The 15,147-nt window shown below is 42.3% G+C and carries 13 protein-coding genes; 8 read left to right on the top strand and 5 right to left on the bottom strand.

Annotated elements, in window-relative coordinates:
- The first annotated feature begins 258 nt into the window (after window positions 1-258).
- The 4 genes from nblR to PN457_RS06065 all read left to right on the top strand — a co-directional run bounded on the left by nblR (window position 259) and on the right by PN457_RS06065 (window position 8,060).
- Entirely contained in the window at window positions 259-966 is a 708-nt protein-coding gene (gene nblR / locus PN457_RS06080; RefSeq protein ID WP_271732026.1) for a response regulator transcription factor NblR, read from the top strand.
- A gap of 33 nt (window positions 967-999) precedes the next feature.
- Window positions 1,000-1,365 carry a DUF2237 family protein gene (locus tag PN457_RS06075; protein ID WP_271732024.1) on the top strand — a complete coding sequence of 122 codons (366 nt, stop codon included), beginning with the start codon at window positions 1,000-1,002 and terminating at the stop codon, window positions 1,363-1,365.
- Between the two features lie 520 nt (window positions 1,366-1,885).
- Window positions 1,886-5,332 (top strand): ATP-binding protein, encoded by a 3,447-nt coding sequence (locus tag PN457_RS06070; protein ID WP_271732023.1) that lies wholly within the window; start codon window positions 1,886-1,888, stop codon window positions 5,330-5,332.
- 97 nt (window positions 5,333-5,429) lie between these two features.
- Window positions 5,430-8,060 carry a DNA polymerase III subunit alpha gene (locus tag PN457_RS06065; protein WP_271732021.1) on the top strand — a complete coding sequence of 877 codons (2,631 nt, stop codon included), beginning with the start codon at window positions 5,430-5,432 and terminating at the stop codon, window positions 8,058-8,060.
- Between the two features lie 94 nt (window positions 8,061-8,154).
- On the opposite strand, the gene PN457_RS06060 is transcribed toward PN457_RS06065, so the two are convergent.
- Entirely contained in the window at window positions 8,155-8,532 is a 378-nt protein-coding gene (locus PN457_RS06060) for a hypothetical protein (RefSeq protein WP_271732019.1), read from the bottom strand.
- A 141-nt stretch (window positions 8,533-8,673) separates the two neighbouring features.
- Entirely contained in the window at window positions 8,674-9,111 is a 438-nt protein-coding gene (locus PN457_RS06055) for an ATP-binding protein (protein ID WP_271732017.1), read from the bottom strand.
- Window positions 9,112-9,135: 24 nt separating this feature from the next.
- Between PN457_RS06055 and PN457_RS06050 the strand changes: the two genes are divergently transcribed.
- Window positions 9,136-9,435 (top strand): hypothetical protein, encoded by a 300-nt coding sequence (locus tag PN457_RS06050; protein ID WP_271732015.1) that lies wholly within the window; start codon window positions 9,136-9,138, stop codon window positions 9,433-9,435.
- Here PN457_RS06050 and petD read toward each other — a convergent pair.
- Both petD and petB read right to left on the bottom strand, forming a co-directional pair.
- Window positions 9,403-9,885, bottom strand: coding sequence for a cytochrome b6-f complex subunit IV (gene petD, locus PN457_RS06045; RefSeq protein WP_200989570.1), 483 nt, complete (start codon window positions 9,883-9,885; stop codon window positions 9,403-9,405). The genes PN457_RS06050 and petD overlap by 33 nt on opposite strands.
- A 226-nt stretch (window positions 9,886-10,111) precedes the next feature.
- Window positions 10,112-10,759: a cytochrome b6 gene (gene petB / locus PN457_RS06040; protein ID WP_200989569.1), complete on the bottom strand. Its 648-nt coding sequence runs from the start codon at window positions 10,757-10,759 to the stop codon at window positions 10,112-10,114.
- 374 nt (window positions 10,760-11,133) lie between these two features.
- On the opposite strand from petB, the gene ctpA reads away from it, so the two are divergent.
- A complete protein-coding gene (gene ctpA, locus PN457_RS06035; RefSeq protein ID WP_271732025.1) occupies window positions 11,134-12,390 on the top strand; it encodes a carboxyl-terminal processing protease CtpA in 1,257 nt (418 codons plus the stop codon).
- Between the two features lie 73 nt (window positions 12,391-12,463).
- Here ctpA and PN457_RS06030 read toward each other — a convergent pair whose 3' ends face one another.
- The gene (locus tag PN457_RS06030; RefSeq protein ID WP_271732013.1) at window positions 12,464-13,150 is read right to left on the bottom strand and encodes an MBL fold metallo-hydrolase; all 687 of its coding nucleotides are present in this window, start codon (window positions 13,148-13,150) and stop codon (window positions 12,464-12,466) included.
- Between the two features lie 191 nt (window positions 13,151-13,341).
- Between PN457_RS06030 and PN457_RS06025 the strand changes: the two genes are divergently transcribed.
- Both PN457_RS06025 and PN457_RS06020 read left to right on the top strand, forming a co-directional pair.
- On the top strand, window positions 13,342-14,814 hold the full coding sequence (locus tag PN457_RS06025) for a site-2 protease family protein (protein WP_271732012.1): 1,473 nt from the start codon (window positions 13,342-13,344) through the stop codon (window positions 14,812-14,814).
- Window positions 14,815-14,988: 174 nt separating this feature from the next.
- Complete coding sequence (locus tag PN457_RS06020) at window positions 14,989-15,138, top strand: zinc ribbon domain-containing protein (protein ID WP_271732011.1); 150 nt, start codon at window positions 14,989-14,991, stop codon at window positions 15,136-15,138.
- Window positions 15,139-15,147 lie beyond the last annotated feature (9 nt).

Genomic DNA, 15,147 nt, shown 5'->3' with positions numbered 1-15,147 from the left:
ATTGCTTGGTTTTCGCGTTGGCAATAGTCTTAATTCAATACTTGATATCGTAGGATTATATATCAAGTGGGCGATTTTCTTAACTCACTTATGTCAATTCTTGTCAACATAAGTATAGTTTTGTCTATAAAATAGTCAGCTGAGGACTAGCTCACTCTTAGTCTGTATACCCCTGTGATAATTATTTTCTTGATTCAGTCTGTGTCCCAATCTCTGAGAAATCTCAAATCTCCCATCCAAGATTCCTACTAACTAATGATGACAATTGCTCACAATCCCTGTGTTCTGGTGATTGAAACCGATGAGAGTCTGGCAAATCAGTTAGGCTTTGATTTGCGAGAAGCCGGCTATGAAGCGATTTTAGCCCATGATGCGGCTAGCGGTTTACAATACTGCCGCGATGCCTCTAGTGGGCAAAGCCATCGGCCACCTGCTTTAATTGTTGTAGACCGGATGCTCTCAGGAGAATCAGGACTCTTGTTGTGTAAAAAACTCAGAAATGCCGGGATGTGCGCCCCTGTATTGATGCTCATGGCCAGGGATACAGTAGATGACCGGGTGGCTTGTTTAGAAGCTGGGGCTGATGATTATGTCCTCAAGCCTTACCGCCCGGAAGACTTTTTAAACTTAATTCGCCTGTATTTAAAGCCTGATGTTGAAACCACAGAACAGTTACGTTTTGGGGATTTGGTTTTAGATGTCGCCACCCGTCGCGCTATGCATAACGGACGGTCAATTGACTTGACAATGAAAGAATTTGAACTATTAAAATTTTTAATGGAACACCCCCGCGAGGTATTAACCCGCGAACAAATTTTAGAAAATGTTTGGGGTTACAATTTTATGGGTGAGTCCAATGTGATAGAGGTGTACATTCGCTACTTACGCCTGAAAATTGAATGTGACACTCATAAACGTCTGATTCAAACAGTGCGCGGCGTGGGATATGTATTACGGGAGTCTTAATCTGAAAATTACTACAAAAATTAAAAATTGACTATGACACAGGCAAAAAACGTACTAGGAACCAACCTGGAGAGTTGCTGTACATCTCCCATGACTGGCTATTACCGCGATGGCTTTTGTAATACAGGTGGTCAGGATTTCGGGATGCATGTTGTTTGCGCCCAAGTTACACCAGAATTTCTCGAGTTTACTAAATCCCAGGGGAATGACTTGAGTACAGCCGTTCCCCAATTTAATTTTCCTGGACTACGACCAGGCGATCGCTGGTGTTTATGTGCGGCCCGTTGGCAAGAAGCTTTAGATGCTGGTGTCGCCCCCCCTGTTGTGCTTGGCGCTACCCATTCTAGAGCTTTGGAAGTCTGCTCACTAGAGGATTTGCAAAAACACGCCCTTATGTAGCTAAAGACCTAGAATCGCCAAAATTAAATTAATAATATAGCATTTCCCATGCTCGTGAGGTACAAAGTTCTTTAGTTTCAGGGAACACCGGAACAGGGAACACCGGAACAGGGAATAGGCAATTGATGTGTACTTCATTAGCCTGAAAAAGGCTTTATACTCCCAGGGGCAATTAATCAATTGCCCCTATTTATTGCTCACAGACATATATAAAGTGTTTATTAATACTAAATACTTAGACCAGAAATAACATAATCAGTGAATCCCTGACTTCTCACAACAGGCCGAGGGCATATTTTCTCATGATTTTATGTTTTAAAATTATGTTTCAAGATAGATGTTTTTGTATCTATTCTTTTCTAATGTAGATTGTGTAATCCCAAAAATATGCCTATAGATAGATAAAAAATATCTCAACAGTATATAGCCTAACTAGAAATTTTCTAGTTATATAGGTGAGGTTTTATTTCTTTAAACAAAGTACAGTGACTACGGTAGACAGTTGGGTGGTAAAACTTCAATGTTAAATTTTAACCGCTTGCAACTGCCAAGCTTACATAGCTTACGAGTGGTACAAGTTGCAAGCATAATCACAATATTAGTCGGTGTTCTGGTGCTGTTTGGCTGGTTGTTTGACATTGAATTGATTAAAACCTGCGGTAACACCAGTCTCGTGACAATGAAGCCTAATACAGCTTTATGCTTTGTGCTATCTGGTATATCTTTGTGGATGTCGCAGAGCAAACTCAGCAGAAAAAGTCATTCTACTATCCCTTACTTATCCTGCTCGCGAATTTGTGCAGCATCTGTTACCTTGATTGGGTTACTCACCCTCGCTCAGTATTTATTCGGCTGGAATTTTGGTATTGATGAATTACTCTTCCAGGAGCAAGCAACTGCAGTATTAACATCCCCTCCAGGGCGAATGGGGTTTGAGAGTGCCTTAAACTTTATATTTCTGGGTATAGCTCTAGAAATTTCCGCCCATATGGCTAACAGCACCCTATCGCCATCGCCAAATCAGCTTAGTTTTTGGTACATTCAACTTTTTACCCTGATAGTACTAGTGATTTCTGCACAGGTACTCATCGGTTATATGTATCAAGTAGGATTGTTTCCCAGCACACCATCATATACAACATCAATGGGATTACATACAGGCGTAAAGTTCATTGTACTTTGTATAGGCATTCTCTGGGCAAGTCCAGAGCAGGCATTTATGGCAGTAGTAATGAGTGATACCTATGGCGGGTTGATGGCGCGTCGTTTGTTACCGGCAGCTATAGCTTTACCATTAGTGATAGGCTGGTTGATCCTCCATGGTCAATTAGCAGGGAAATACGGTGCTGCTTTTGCGATATCGTTATTTGCCATCATCTTAATAGTGATTTTTGCGATTTTGATTTGGCAAACTTCAGCAGTAATATCACGTATTGAACGTCAACGCGACGAGACGCAAGAACAACTCAGAGCACAGGAAGAAAAGCTGAGAAGTTTTGTAGATGCTAACATCATTGGTATTAAGTTTGGTGATGTCTATGGTGGTATTCACCAAGCCAATGATGCATTTCTACAGATGATTGGCTACAGCCGTGAGGATTTATTCACAGGTAAATTAAATTGGCGGAATATCACACCACCAGAGTATTTGCATTTAGATATTCAAGGTATCGCCGAAGCCCAGGAAAATCCCAGAGGTGCTTGTACCCCCTATGAAAAAGAATACATTCACAAAGATGGTCGGCGGATTCGGGTTTTAGTAGGTTACGTGTTGCTCGCACAGAACCGACAAGAATCAGTGGCGTTTATTCTGGACTTAAGCGATCGCCAGGAAGCAAGAGAACAAATAGTACAACTTAATAAAGATTTACAACGTCGGATCAGCGAATTACAAACTTTATTTCAGGTTATCCCTATTGGTATCGGTATTGCTGAAGATGCAGAGTGCAAAACTATGAGAATTAACCCCTGTCTTGCTCAACAATTAGGGATATCACCAGGTAAATATGGTGCTATGAGTATCCCCAGTCAAGAACAGCCGGCAGAATTTCAAGTTTACCGCGACGGTAAAAAACTATCACCAGAAGAGTTACCTATGCAATATTCTGCTGCTCATGGTGTGACAGTTTTAGACTCTGAAAATGATATTATACATAAAGATGGCAAAGTTGTCAAGTTGTTGCAGTACGTCGCCCCGTTGTTTGATGAACAGGGTAACAGTAGAGGTAGTGTTGGGGCATTTTTGGATATTACAGAGCGTAAGCAGATAGAGGAAGCAGTTCACAATCAGCAAAAATGGCTCGAAGAAGTCTTAAATCTGATGCCTCTACCATTACTGTTTATTGAACCTGAAACGGGGCGGGTAACCTTTGCTAATCAAGCCGCTGATGAATTAGCAGGGGGTGAGTTTCCCAAAGGTGTACCAGTAGAAGAGTATGACACTACATACTATTGCACAGATGCGGCAGGAAATCGCATCCCTAAGGAGCAAATACCCGGGGCGCGGGTAGCCCGGGGAGAACGTTTAGATGGATTAGAAATAAACTGGCACACTGGCGACCTTGTGCGCTCTGTACTGATATTTGGTGATACTATACCAGCAATGCACGGTCATTCAGCTACCTGTGTAGCAGGCTTTCAAGATATTACTAATCTTAAGGAAATTGAAAAGGCCCAAGCATTAAGTTACAAAAGGTTACAGTTGCTGTTTAACACAGCCAATGATTTGTTATCTAGTCAGGAACCAGTAGCATTAATTAACAGCTTCTACCAAAAACTGGCGGAGCAGATTGGTTTGGATGTTTACTTTAACTATTTAGTTGAGGAGAACCATCAGGTGATTCGCCTTGCATCTTTTACAGGCTGTTCTGAGGAGGTGGCTAAAAAATATGAGTGGTTACCGTTGGGTCAATCGGTGTGCGGTACTGTCGCCCAAGAGCGCCGTCCTATTTATGTAGAAAATGTTCAGGAATCCACTGACCCAAACACAGAATTAATTCGGAATTTAGGGGTGAAGGCTTGTTATAGTTACCCGTTAATAGCATCAGAACGGGTTTTGGGTACTCTTTGTTTTGGTAGCCGCAGTTGCTGTTCTTTTAGTGAAAATCAAAGGGCGATGATGCAAGCAGTTTGTGACCAAATAGCGGTGGCCATGGAACGGGCAAGGTTAATTGCTTCTCTGCAACTGCAAACAGAGCAACTGCAACAAGCCAACCGCATGAAGGATGAATTTCTGGGTATATTATCCCATGAATTGCGATCGCCCCTGAATGCTATTCTCGGTTGGGTGCAACTGCTGCGAGCTCGCAAACTGAGTGACACTCAAATGGCTAAGGCCATGGAAACTATTGAGCGCAATGCTAGGACACAAGCCCAGGTTATAGAAGATTTGCTAGATATTTCCAGCATGATTAGGGGACAGTTGTATCTCAATGTTTGTAGTTACGATTTGGTTCCCCTAATTGAGTCGGCGATGACAACGGTCCAGTTAGCCGCCCAAGCTAAGGAAATTGATTTGAGATTTTCCGTGATTCCTCCCCAGGGAATACAGCACAATCATTCTAGATTTTTAGTTGCCGGTGATACGGATCGTTTACAACAGATGATCTGGAATTTACTATCTAATGCTATCAAGTTTACTCCTACAGGGGGTAGGGTAGAAGTTGAACTTTCCCATAGTATTGATGATCACAAAAATTTACCCCGAAACATTACTAGTTATGCTCAAATTCAAGTCCGGGATACGGGTATTGGGATTAAGCCAGAGTTTCTTCCTTATGTTTTTGACCGCTTCCTCCAGGCGGATAGTTCTAGTACTCGCTCCTATGGCGGCTTAGGTTTAGGCCTAGCAATCGTACGTCATTTAGTAGAATTGCATGGTGGTACTGTCCATGCAGAGAGTGGGGGGGAAGGACAAGGAGCAACTTTTACAGTGAAAATCCCACTGTTATCAGCTGCATTTGCCTAAAGCGATCGCAGCCCAAGATTTAGCTACACTGGCTAGTCTGGTAAATCGAAATTAAATGGTATATTGCAGTACTATCAGCTTCTGCTTGGAGACTTATATGTCCTTTGTACCATTACATATTCACAGCGACTATAGTTTGCTCGATGGAGCCAGTCAGCTACCGGAGTTGGTCGATCAAGCCATCGCTCTGGGGATGAAAGCGATCGCCCTGACTGATCATGGTGTCATGTATGGTGCTGTAGAATTGATTAAAATCTGCCGCAGTAAAAACATTAAGCCAATTATTGGCAACGAAATGTATATCATCAACGGCGATATTACCAAACAAGAACGCCGCCCCAAATATCATCAAGTTGTTTTAGCTAAAAATACTCAAGGTTACAAAAACTTAGTTAAAATTACCACAATTTCCCACCTGGAAGGGGTACAAGGTAAGGGAATTTTTTCTCGTCCTTGTATTAATAAAGATCTACTTAAACAATATCGTGAAGGTTTAATCGTCACTAGTGCTTGTTTAGGTGGAGAAATACCCCAAGCAATTCTCAGTGGTAGACCAGAGATAGCCCGGAAAATTGCCAAGTGGTATCAAGAATTATTTGGTGATGATTACTATTTAGAAATTCAAGACCACGGCTCTCAAGAAGACCGGATTGTAAATGTAGAAATTGTTAAAATTGCGCGGGAATTAGGAATTAAATTTATTGCCACTAACGATTCTCATTTTATATCTTGTTTTGATGTGGAAGCACATGACGCTTTACTATGTATTCAAACTGGACAGCTAATTAGTGAAGATAAACGGATGCGTTATAGCGGTACAGAATACCTGAAATCCGCAGCAGAAATGAAACTGTTATTCCGTGACCATTTACCAGATGATGTCATTGCTGAAGCTATCAGCACCACTACAGAAATTGCCGATAAAGTGGCAGTTTATAATATTATGGGTGAACCTCAGATTCCCACACCATACATACCTTCAGGTCATACTCCCGACACTTACGCTGAAGAAGTAGCTTGGCAAGGATTATTAGAAAGGTTAAACCGCAAATCCCGCAATGAAGTTGAGCCAGTATATAGAGAAAGATTAGAATATGAATTAAAAATGCTCCAGTCCATGGGGTTTTCTACCTACTTTTTAGTAGTTTGGGATTACATCAAATTTGCCAGAGATAATAACATTCCTGTAGGTCCTGGTCGTGGTTCTGCTGCTGGTTCTTTGGTGGCTTATGCTATGCGAATTACTAATATAGACCCGGTACACCATGGTTTATTATTTGAGCGATTCTTGAACCCCGAACGTAAATCAATGCCTGATATTGATACAGATTTTTGCATTGAAAAACGTGACAAAGTTATTGAATATGTAACTGAAAAATATGGTAAAGATAGAGTTGCTCAAATTATTACTTTCAACCGCCTCACCTCTAAATCCGTTTTAAAAGATGTCGCTAGAGTATTGAATATTCCCTATGGGGAATCAGACAAAATGGCGAAATTAATTCCCGTAGTCCGGGGTAAACCCACTAAACTCAAAGTGATGATTTCCGACCAAACCCCAGCACCCGAGTTTAAGGAAAAATACGATAATGATCCGCAAGTCCGCCATTGGGTTGATATGGCCATGCGAATTGAAGGAACTAATAAAACTTTTGGTGTCCACGCTGCTGGGGTGGTGATTTCTGCTGACCCCTTAGATGAAATTGTCCCACTGCAAAGGAATAATGATGGTGCGGTGATTACCCAATATTTTATGGAAGACTTGGAATCACTGGGGTTGTTAAAAATGGATTTTCTCGGGTTACGTAACTTAACCCTGATTCAAAAAACAATTGATTTAATTGAACAAAGCAGAGGTTATCGCATTGACCCAGATGAAATTACACGTCAGGAAAGAAAATCTCAAAAAATATTAGCTAAGGGTGAACATACAACTTTACCCAAAGATGTGAAAAAATCCTATGAACTTTTAGAAGCTGGGGATTTAGAAGGAATATTTCAGTTAGAGTCTTCAGGGATGCGTCAGATAGTCAGAGATTTAAAGCCTTCCAATATTGAAGATATTTCTTCTATTTTGGCACTCTATCGACCCGGACCCCTAGATGCGGGACTCATTCCTAAGTTTATTAACCGTAAACATGGGCGCGAGGTGATTGATTACCAAAATTCTCTTCTAGAACCCATACTGAATGAAACCTATGGAATTATGGTTTATCAAGAGCAAATTATGAAAATTGCTCAAGATATGGCTGGATATTCCCTAGGACAAGCTGACTTATTGCGTCGCGCTATGGGTAAAAAGAAGGTTGCAGAAATGCAAAAGCAGCGGGAAAAGTTTGTTGATGGTGCGGCGAAGAATGGAGTTAAAAAACAAGTAGCTGAGGAATTGTTTGAGCAAATGTTAAAGTTTGCCGAATATTGTTTGAGCTATGATACGCAGGTTTTAACGGTGGAATATGGGTTGATTCCCATTGGGGAAATTGTCCACAAGTGTCTGGAATGTCATGTTTATAGTGTTGATCAAAATGGCAATGTTTATACCCAACCTATTCTACAGTGGCATGATCGGGGAGAACAACAACTATTTGAATATTCTTTAGCAGATGGTTCAATTATCCGGGCGACAAAAGACCATAAGTTTATGACCACTGATGGGCAAATGTTACCCATTGATGAAATTTTTAAACGGGAATTAGATTTGCTTCAAGTTCCAGGTTTACCAGTGTAAAGATAAAAGTTATGTTGTGGTTGTAACATAACTTTTGAGAGTTAAAATTTTGACTTAATTTACTGGTAAAGTTTTTATAGGGTGTCCATCTGGGTTACTTTTGTTCTTTGAGTGATTTAGTTGGGACTTCGATCGCTTGAATATCAATTGTACCTTCTGGTGTGAAGCGCTGAAAATGTCCTTGTTTTACTGACAATTGCTCTCCACAATTAGGACACTGCACCTGAGTGTTATTTAAACCTGAAAATTCATAATTACAGACGGGACATTGGTCAGTTACTAAATTGCGTTGTAGCCACCAGCGCAAGCCGAAGAAGGCGACAACGGGTGTAAATAACAGCAAACCAAAGATAATTAACAACGAATTTACCAGCCAGCCTAAGCCTAGTGATGCTAGCAACCAGAAAACTGCTAACATGGTCAGCCAAGGTCGCAGTTTTTCCAGACTCAATTCCAAAGATTTAAGGCTCATTTTTGCAATTATTTTCTTGCTCTCCCTCTAGGATAGCGATTTTAATGCCGGGTCAAAAGCCCACGGTCAACCACCAAAGGTCAAGAAATATTAATTGAGTTTTGCACTATGGGCTTATACCCGATTCCAGGGTAAAAATATCTAGTTTTCTCTGGCGTATTTGAGTATTAATAAACAATTTTTACCATCAGCACTGCGTTCGTAGACAACATGGTCAGCCAATCTTCTCAGCAGAAACCATCCATATCCACCTACTTGGAGTGTACCCGGCTGTGGCTCTGCGATCGCATCAGGATTGAAAGGTTTTCCTTGATCCCAAATTCTCACTTCCAGTCTGTCAATCCATAGACTCACTTCAATTTCTATGGTAGTTTCTGGTGGTAAAGCACTATGGGCGTGACGAACTGCATTGGTAAAACCCTCTGCTAATGCTAAGTTGAGGCGATAAAGTTGGCTTTGTGACCAGCCCAATTGAGACAAATATGTGAGACAAAATTGCTCAAACCATTGTTGTACGTAGTTTAGGAGCTTGAGTTCGCTCTTTACCGCCAGATGGTCGTGCTGCACTATGCTAAGCATTGACCTTGACTTAAATATAATTTCATGGAGGCATTCCCCCGCATAAATCACGGGGGATTGATTTTGGGTTCAAGCAGCGATCGCAGTCCTAGTTACTTTGATATCGCCTCGCCCATCAGCTGTTTGGCGCGTAATTTTACGTTGACACCTGTAAGTTTCAAAATCACATCCGCCAGAATTACCAGCATCTGTCAAATCAAATTTGAGCGGTTCAGCAGTTCTGAATATCAAATGCTAATTTTGGAGGATGATCTTCAAACTACAGGTGTCAAAGAAGTTTTGCTACTTAGTTTAGAACAATCCCAATGTCAAAGATTTGTCTAATGGTAAAGCAGCACCAATACCTAACCATACAGTTACTAATGTACCAAAGAGGAACACTGTAGTTGCAACTGGACGACGGAAAGGATTTTGGAATTTATTCACGTTCTCAATAAAGGGAACGAGGATTAAGCCCAGGGGTACAGCAGCCATTGCTAACACTCCTAAAAGTTTGTTAGGAAGCGATCGCAAAATCTGGAATACAGGATACAAATACCACTCTGGTAGAATTTCCAGGGGGGTGGCGAAAGGATTAGCTGGTTCACCTGTCATTGCGGGATCTAGCACAGCTAGAGCCACAATACAAGCAAATGAACCCATAATCACAATGGGAAATACATACAGTAGGTCATTAGGCCAAGCGGGTTCACCATAGTAGTTATGGCCCATGCCTTTGGCGAGTTTAGCTCTTAACTGAGGATCACTCAGATCGGGTTTTTTCTGCGTTGACATATTTAAATACGCTCTCCTGCTCAAATTCAGTTAAAGCATTTGTAAAAGCCATGAGCTATGAGGCTTACCCTAAGGGGGGGTATCTATAGCTTTGAGCTTCAAATACAAATCTTTGTTTTTATTGTCGCTTATGAGCGATGAATTGCTGATTTCTCATAAGTTTAAAACAAACATTTGCATCTGGGAACTCAAAGCCGTCGCCTTTTCCCATTGTGGCTTTAAGGGATTACAAAGGACCGGAAATACCTTGCTTGCGGATCATCAAGAAGTGGAACAGCATGAACACCGCAATTAACCAAGGCAGTATAAAGGTGTGCGCGCTATAGTAGCGAGTCAGGGTTGCTTGACCCACACTAGAACCACCGCGTAACATATCAGAAATAAAAACGCCAACTACCGGAATTGCTTCTGGTACGCCGCTGACGATTTTTACCGCCCAGTAACCAACTTGGTCCCAAGGTAGGGAGTAGCCTGTCACACCAAAAGAAACAGTGATGACTGCTAGAATCACACCGCTGACCCAAGTTAATTCCCGGGGCTTTTTGAAACCACCGGTGAGGTATACCCGGAAGACGTGCAAAATCATCATTAACACCATCATGCTGGCAGACCAGCGATGGATGGAGCGAATCAGCCAACCGAAATTGACCTCATTCATAATGTACTGTACCGAGGCATAAGCTTCAGTTACAGTGGGCTTGTAGTAGAACGTCATCGCAAATCCAGTGGCGAACTGAATTAGAAAGCAAACCAGGGTAATTCCGCCCAAGCAATAAAAGATATTGACATGGGGAGGGACATACTTGCTAGTCACGTCATCAGCGAGGGCCTGAAGTTCTAGGCGTTCCTCAAACCAGTCATAAACGTTGGCCATACAATCTCAAGTTCCTAAAAATCGGTTGCGGTTGATTAATCTCCCAATTAACTATTTTGGGATTTTCACAAAGAGGAGTTACTTTCGCTTTGAGCAGAGTGATCAGAATTTTTGGAAAACTTAACACTCTGTAAATATGGAATATATTGCGTTCTCTTGGCAAGCTAACACCACAAATGCTCGCCACCAAGTCGATCTTATCGTTTCCTGGGTGAAATGCAGCCCCTCAGTCATAGCAAGAGCTTGATGAGAGGAATGCACCACTTCTATAAAAAAAGTAACATAGTTGAGAGATAGATTTCATCAACGATGAGGTAAATAGGCATTTTTCCTCAGTATTGTTGGGCAAATTTGGGAGCAAGTGGATTTTGAAAATGCGGTTCATGCAAAAACAGGTTTTTCGGCTGGGATTTTCATTGCTAGTGGCTCTTTGGTTGGTGGTGGGGGCTTTTGTCCCACCAGCCGCGGCTTTGACGGATGAGCAGAAATTAGTTTCAGAAGTTTGGCGAATTGTCAATCGCAATTACCTGGATGAGACATTTAATCATCAAAATTGGTCTGCGGTGCGGCAAAAGATTCTGGAGAAGCCAATAAAAAACCCAGAAGCTGCTTATGCAGCGATTCGGAAAATGCTCCAGACTCTGGGGGATCCGTTTACAAGGTTTTTAGACCCCGAGCAGTACCGCAGTTTGCAGGTGAATACTTCTGGTGAACTGACTGGGGTAGGGTTGCAAATTGCTATCAATCCCGAAACCGGTAAGCTGGAAGTGGTGACTCCTATCATGAACTCGCCAGCAGATTTAGCAGGGATTAAACCCCGCGATCGCATTGTGAAAATCGAAGGGCTTTCTACAGATAATTTAACTCTTGACGAGGCAGCTGCCAAAATGCGCGGTCCGATTGGTAGTTCTGTGACACTTTTGATTTCACGGGATGATAGCGCAGAACAAGAGGTGAAAATAGTACGCGATCGCATTGAGCTGAATCCTGTAGTCGCAGACCTACGCTTTTCTCCCCAAGGTACCCCCATTGGCTATCTGCGTCTAACTCAATTCAACGCTAACGCCTCTATGGAATTAGCCCATGCTATTTCTAGTCTAGAGAAAAAAGGCGCGGCTGCCTATATTTTAGATTTGCGGAATAATCCTGGGGGGTTATTACAATCAGGAATTGAAATTGCCCGTCTGTGGTTGAACTCCGGTACTATAGTTTACACCGTCAATCGCCAGGGCATTCAGGGCAGTTTTGAATCCTTTGGCCCGGCTTTGACAGATGACCCCCTGGTGATTTTGGTAAATCAAGGTACCGCTAGTGCTAGTGAGATTCTCGCCGGCGCGCTGCAAGATAACCATCGTGCTACCTTGGTGGGGGAAACTACTTTTGGTAAGGGTCTAATTCAGTCTCTGTTTGAATTATCCGACGGTTCTGGCTTGGCAGTGACCATTGCTAAGTACGAAACACCATCACATCGGGATATTAATAAATTAGGAATTACCCCAGATCAGGTGATTTCCCAAGAATCCATTACCCGCACACAAATTGCTACCCCAGACGATTTGCAATATCAAGGGGCGCTGGAATTATTGAAAACAACTTCTGTATTTGCTGGGGTCGATACTGGGGTTAATTAACACAAACTCCCAGATAGCTCCCCGATTTCTTGCACAAGTCGGGGAGCTGATTGATTAATTAACACGTGAATTATCAGTTACTTGAGACAGGGGCGGCACTCATGGTAACACAGGTATTAACAAGGCGTTGGTAAGCATTATCTATTACATATTTTCCTCTGAGGAAACCTGTGTTAGCACCGGGACAAATATACTGGAGTGTTTCGGCTGTGAACCTTTCTCGGAGTAATTGCCAACTTTTAATTTGTCTGGACCAATGAAAGGTTTTAGGTGTGCGAAAAGCTACTGGCTCCCCTGTGGGGTCAGGTACTAAATGACGACCGGAAAATAACACCCCCCCCAAATCACTGTAGTACAAACAAGATGAACCGGGAGAATGTCCAGATGTCCAAATCACTTCAGCTGTGGAATTAAGTCTAAATTCCTGGGTAAAGGTGGTCAAGGTTAATCCAGGTAGTAAATAGGCTTCTTGCTCTTGAATCAGAACTTCACAACCAAAGGTTTGCTGAATTTGTGCTGTTTTACCAATAGCACCTCGATGAGTCAGAAATAACCAACGCACGCCACCATGCGATCGCAAAAAATCTTGATTTATGGGGTCATTAGCCGGAGAATCTATGAGAATATTGCCCTCATTTCCTACAATAAGATAAGAGGTTCCCCCTAATGTGTCCCGATTGGGCGGGAAGGCAAAGATCCTATCTAGCACCGGACGTGGTGGCTTCGCTGTCTGATTTGGCTGTTGAGGTAAGGCGCACATGAGTAAAAACCGAAAGTGTGGAAAATTAGGTGACAGAATTGAACTTATTTTTCAATTAATTAAGTTCTGTTAACTGTTATGGAATCGGGTTCAAAGTCAACCGGGTGTGTTTCCTCAGCAGGTTCTCCCCAGGAGAAGGCTATGGTGACAACACGGGAGTAAGACATTTCTGCCAAATTACTGAAAATCACATGACATTTTGGTTCCTTCTCCTACTGGGAATAGCTACTTATCTGATAGTGCAGCGCAGCGTCGCTCAGATCACCCAGACTCCAGTCTGGTTGCTGTGGTTGGTGTTAATGAGTCCAGCTTTGATATTGAGCGGATGGACTCTGATTTATGGAACCGAACAACCGCCGCCATCATCACTGATTATTTGGCCATCAATTATCTGCGTTCTGTTATACTGGGTGTTGTTGGAATGGGGTCGGAGAAAGCCCAGAAATACACCCACTCAACCCCAAGATATTAGATCACAATCGGCAATCCATCCTACCGCAGAACCAGTACCAGTGCGACCCATTGAACCAACCGAAGAAATTCAATTGAGAAATTGTTTTCCCTGGTCTGTATACTACATCCACAACATTGAGTACAAACCCCAGGCGATTATCTGTCGGGGCCAGATCAGAACTACACCTACTCAAGCTTATCAGCAGATTAAGGCCAATATAGAAGCGGAATTTGGCGATCGCTTTCTGCTGATTTTCCAAGAGGGTTTCAATGGTAAACCTTTCTTTATCCTTGTACCTAACACTCAATCCGCTAGAAATCCTAGTCAGCCACAGAAGATCACACGCCCAGGATTCGCTTTATTTTTGCTAGTAGCCACTTTAATTACTACTACTCTAGTGGGGGCTAGCATCGCCGGCTCTGACCCACAACAATTAGTATCTGACCCCAGGATATTCTGGCAAGCATTACCCTATTCCCTAGGTCTGATGACTATTTTGGGCATCCACGAACTGGGTCATTATTTGACGGCGCGGTACTACCAAATTCGGGCAACTCTGCCTTATTTTATACCCCTCCCCTTCTTTTTGGGCACCTTTGGCGCATTTATTCAAATGCGTAGTCCTGTTCCTCACCGCAAAGCTTTATTTGATGTCAGCATTGCGGGGCCATTGGCAGGTTTTGTCATCACTCTACCTATACTATTATGGGGTTTGGTGAATTCGGAATTGGTTCCTCTGACTGACCAAGCAGGACTGTTCAACCCGGAAGCTCTCAACCCCAAATCTTCTATTTTATTAGCATTGCTATCTAAGTTAGCATTAGGGAGCCAGTTAACCTCAACATCAGCAATTAACCTTCATCCCCTGGCCATAGCCGGTTTTCTGGGGCTAATCGTCACAGCCTTGAATTTGATGCCCGTGGGACAATTAGATGGGGGTCACATTGTCCATGCGATGTTTGGGCAAAGAACCGCCATGGTCATCGGTCAAATTTCTCGCTTATTACTGCTAATACTTTCTTTGGTGCAGTCAGGATTTTTGCTGTGGGCAATTATCTTATTCTTGATCCCCTTGATTGATGAACCGGCTTTGAATGATGTCACCGAACTGGATAATAAACGTGACATTTTAGGATTGATGGCCATGGGATTGTTAGTAATTATTGTCCTACCACTACCCCAGATCCTCGCTAAATTGTTGCAAATGTGACATACTCCTGAAAATACCTCACCGCTAAACCCTGTCCTTCGAGGCTATCTATTACTTTTTGTCAAGAGGTTGGTAATTTATGAACGAGATGTAAGTAAGGTATAACCTCGAAGGAGTAGTAGCCTAGTTGACAATTAAATAGACAAACCTATACACTTATCTACAAACCTATAAGTGTATTTATGTTTAAACACCTGTTCAAATTGTGGGCATATCCAAGATATGCCACTAAAAGAAAGAATTTACAACTGTGGAAGTTGTGGTCATTCAATGGACAGGGATTTAAACGCAGCAATTAACTTATCGAGGTTGGCTAAACCTTGAAAGCTTACT

Origin of the sequence: Anabaenopsis arnoldii (assembly GCF_028331025.1) — a bacterium.
In the GTDB taxonomy this organism is placed as follows: domain Bacteria; phylum Cyanobacteriota; class Cyanobacteriia; order Cyanobacteriales; family Nostocaceae; genus Anabaenopsis; species Anabaenopsis arnoldii.
This window is presented reverse-complemented; position numbering and strand designations above follow the sequence as displayed.

Excerpts from the sequence above, each read along its gene's own strand:
- nblR (WP_271732026.1), top strand. The coding sequence starts at position 259 with ATGACAATTGCTCACAATCCCTGTGTTCTGGTGATTGAAACCGATGAG.
- PN457_RS06075 (WP_271732024.1), top strand. The coding sequence starts at position 1,000 with ATGACACAGGCAAAAAACGTACTAGGAACCAACCTGGAGAGTTGCTGT.
- PN457_RS06070 (WP_271732023.1), top strand. The coding sequence starts at position 1,886 with ATGTTAAATTTTAACCGCTTGCAACTGCCAAGCTTACATAGCTTACGA.
- PN457_RS06065 (WP_271732021.1), top strand. The coding sequence starts at position 5,430 with ATGTCCTTTGTACCATTACATATTCACAGCGACTATAGTTTGCTCGAT.
- PN457_RS06060 (WP_271732019.1), bottom strand. The coding sequence starts at position 8,532 with ATGAGCCTTAAATCTTTGGAATTGAGTCTGGAAAAACTGCGACCTTGG.
- PN457_RS06055 (WP_271732017.1), bottom strand. The coding sequence starts at position 9,111 with ATGCTTAGCATAGTGCAGCACGACCATCTGGCGGTAAAGAGCGAACTC.
- PN457_RS06050 (WP_271732015.1), top strand. The coding sequence starts at position 9,136 with ATGGAGGCATTCCCCCGCATAAATCACGGGGGATTGATTTTGGGTTCA.
- petD (WP_200989570.1), bottom strand. The coding sequence starts at position 9,885 with ATGTCAACGCAGAAAAAACCCGATCTGAGTGATCCTCAGTTAAGAGCT.
- petB (WP_200989569.1), bottom strand. The coding sequence starts at position 10,759 with ATGGCCAACGTTTATGACTGGTTTGAGGAACGCCTAGAACTTCAGGCC.
- ctpA (WP_271732025.1), top strand. The coding sequence starts at position 11,134 with ATGCGGTTCATGCAAAAACAGGTTTTTCGGCTGGGATTTTCATTGCTA.
- PN457_RS06030 (WP_271732013.1), bottom strand. The coding sequence starts at position 13,150 with ATGTGCGCCTTACCTCAACAGCCAAATCAGACAGCGAAGCCACCACGT.
- PN457_RS06025 (WP_271732012.1), top strand. The coding sequence starts at position 13,342 with ATGACATTTTGGTTCCTTCTCCTACTGGGAATAGCTACTTATCTGATA.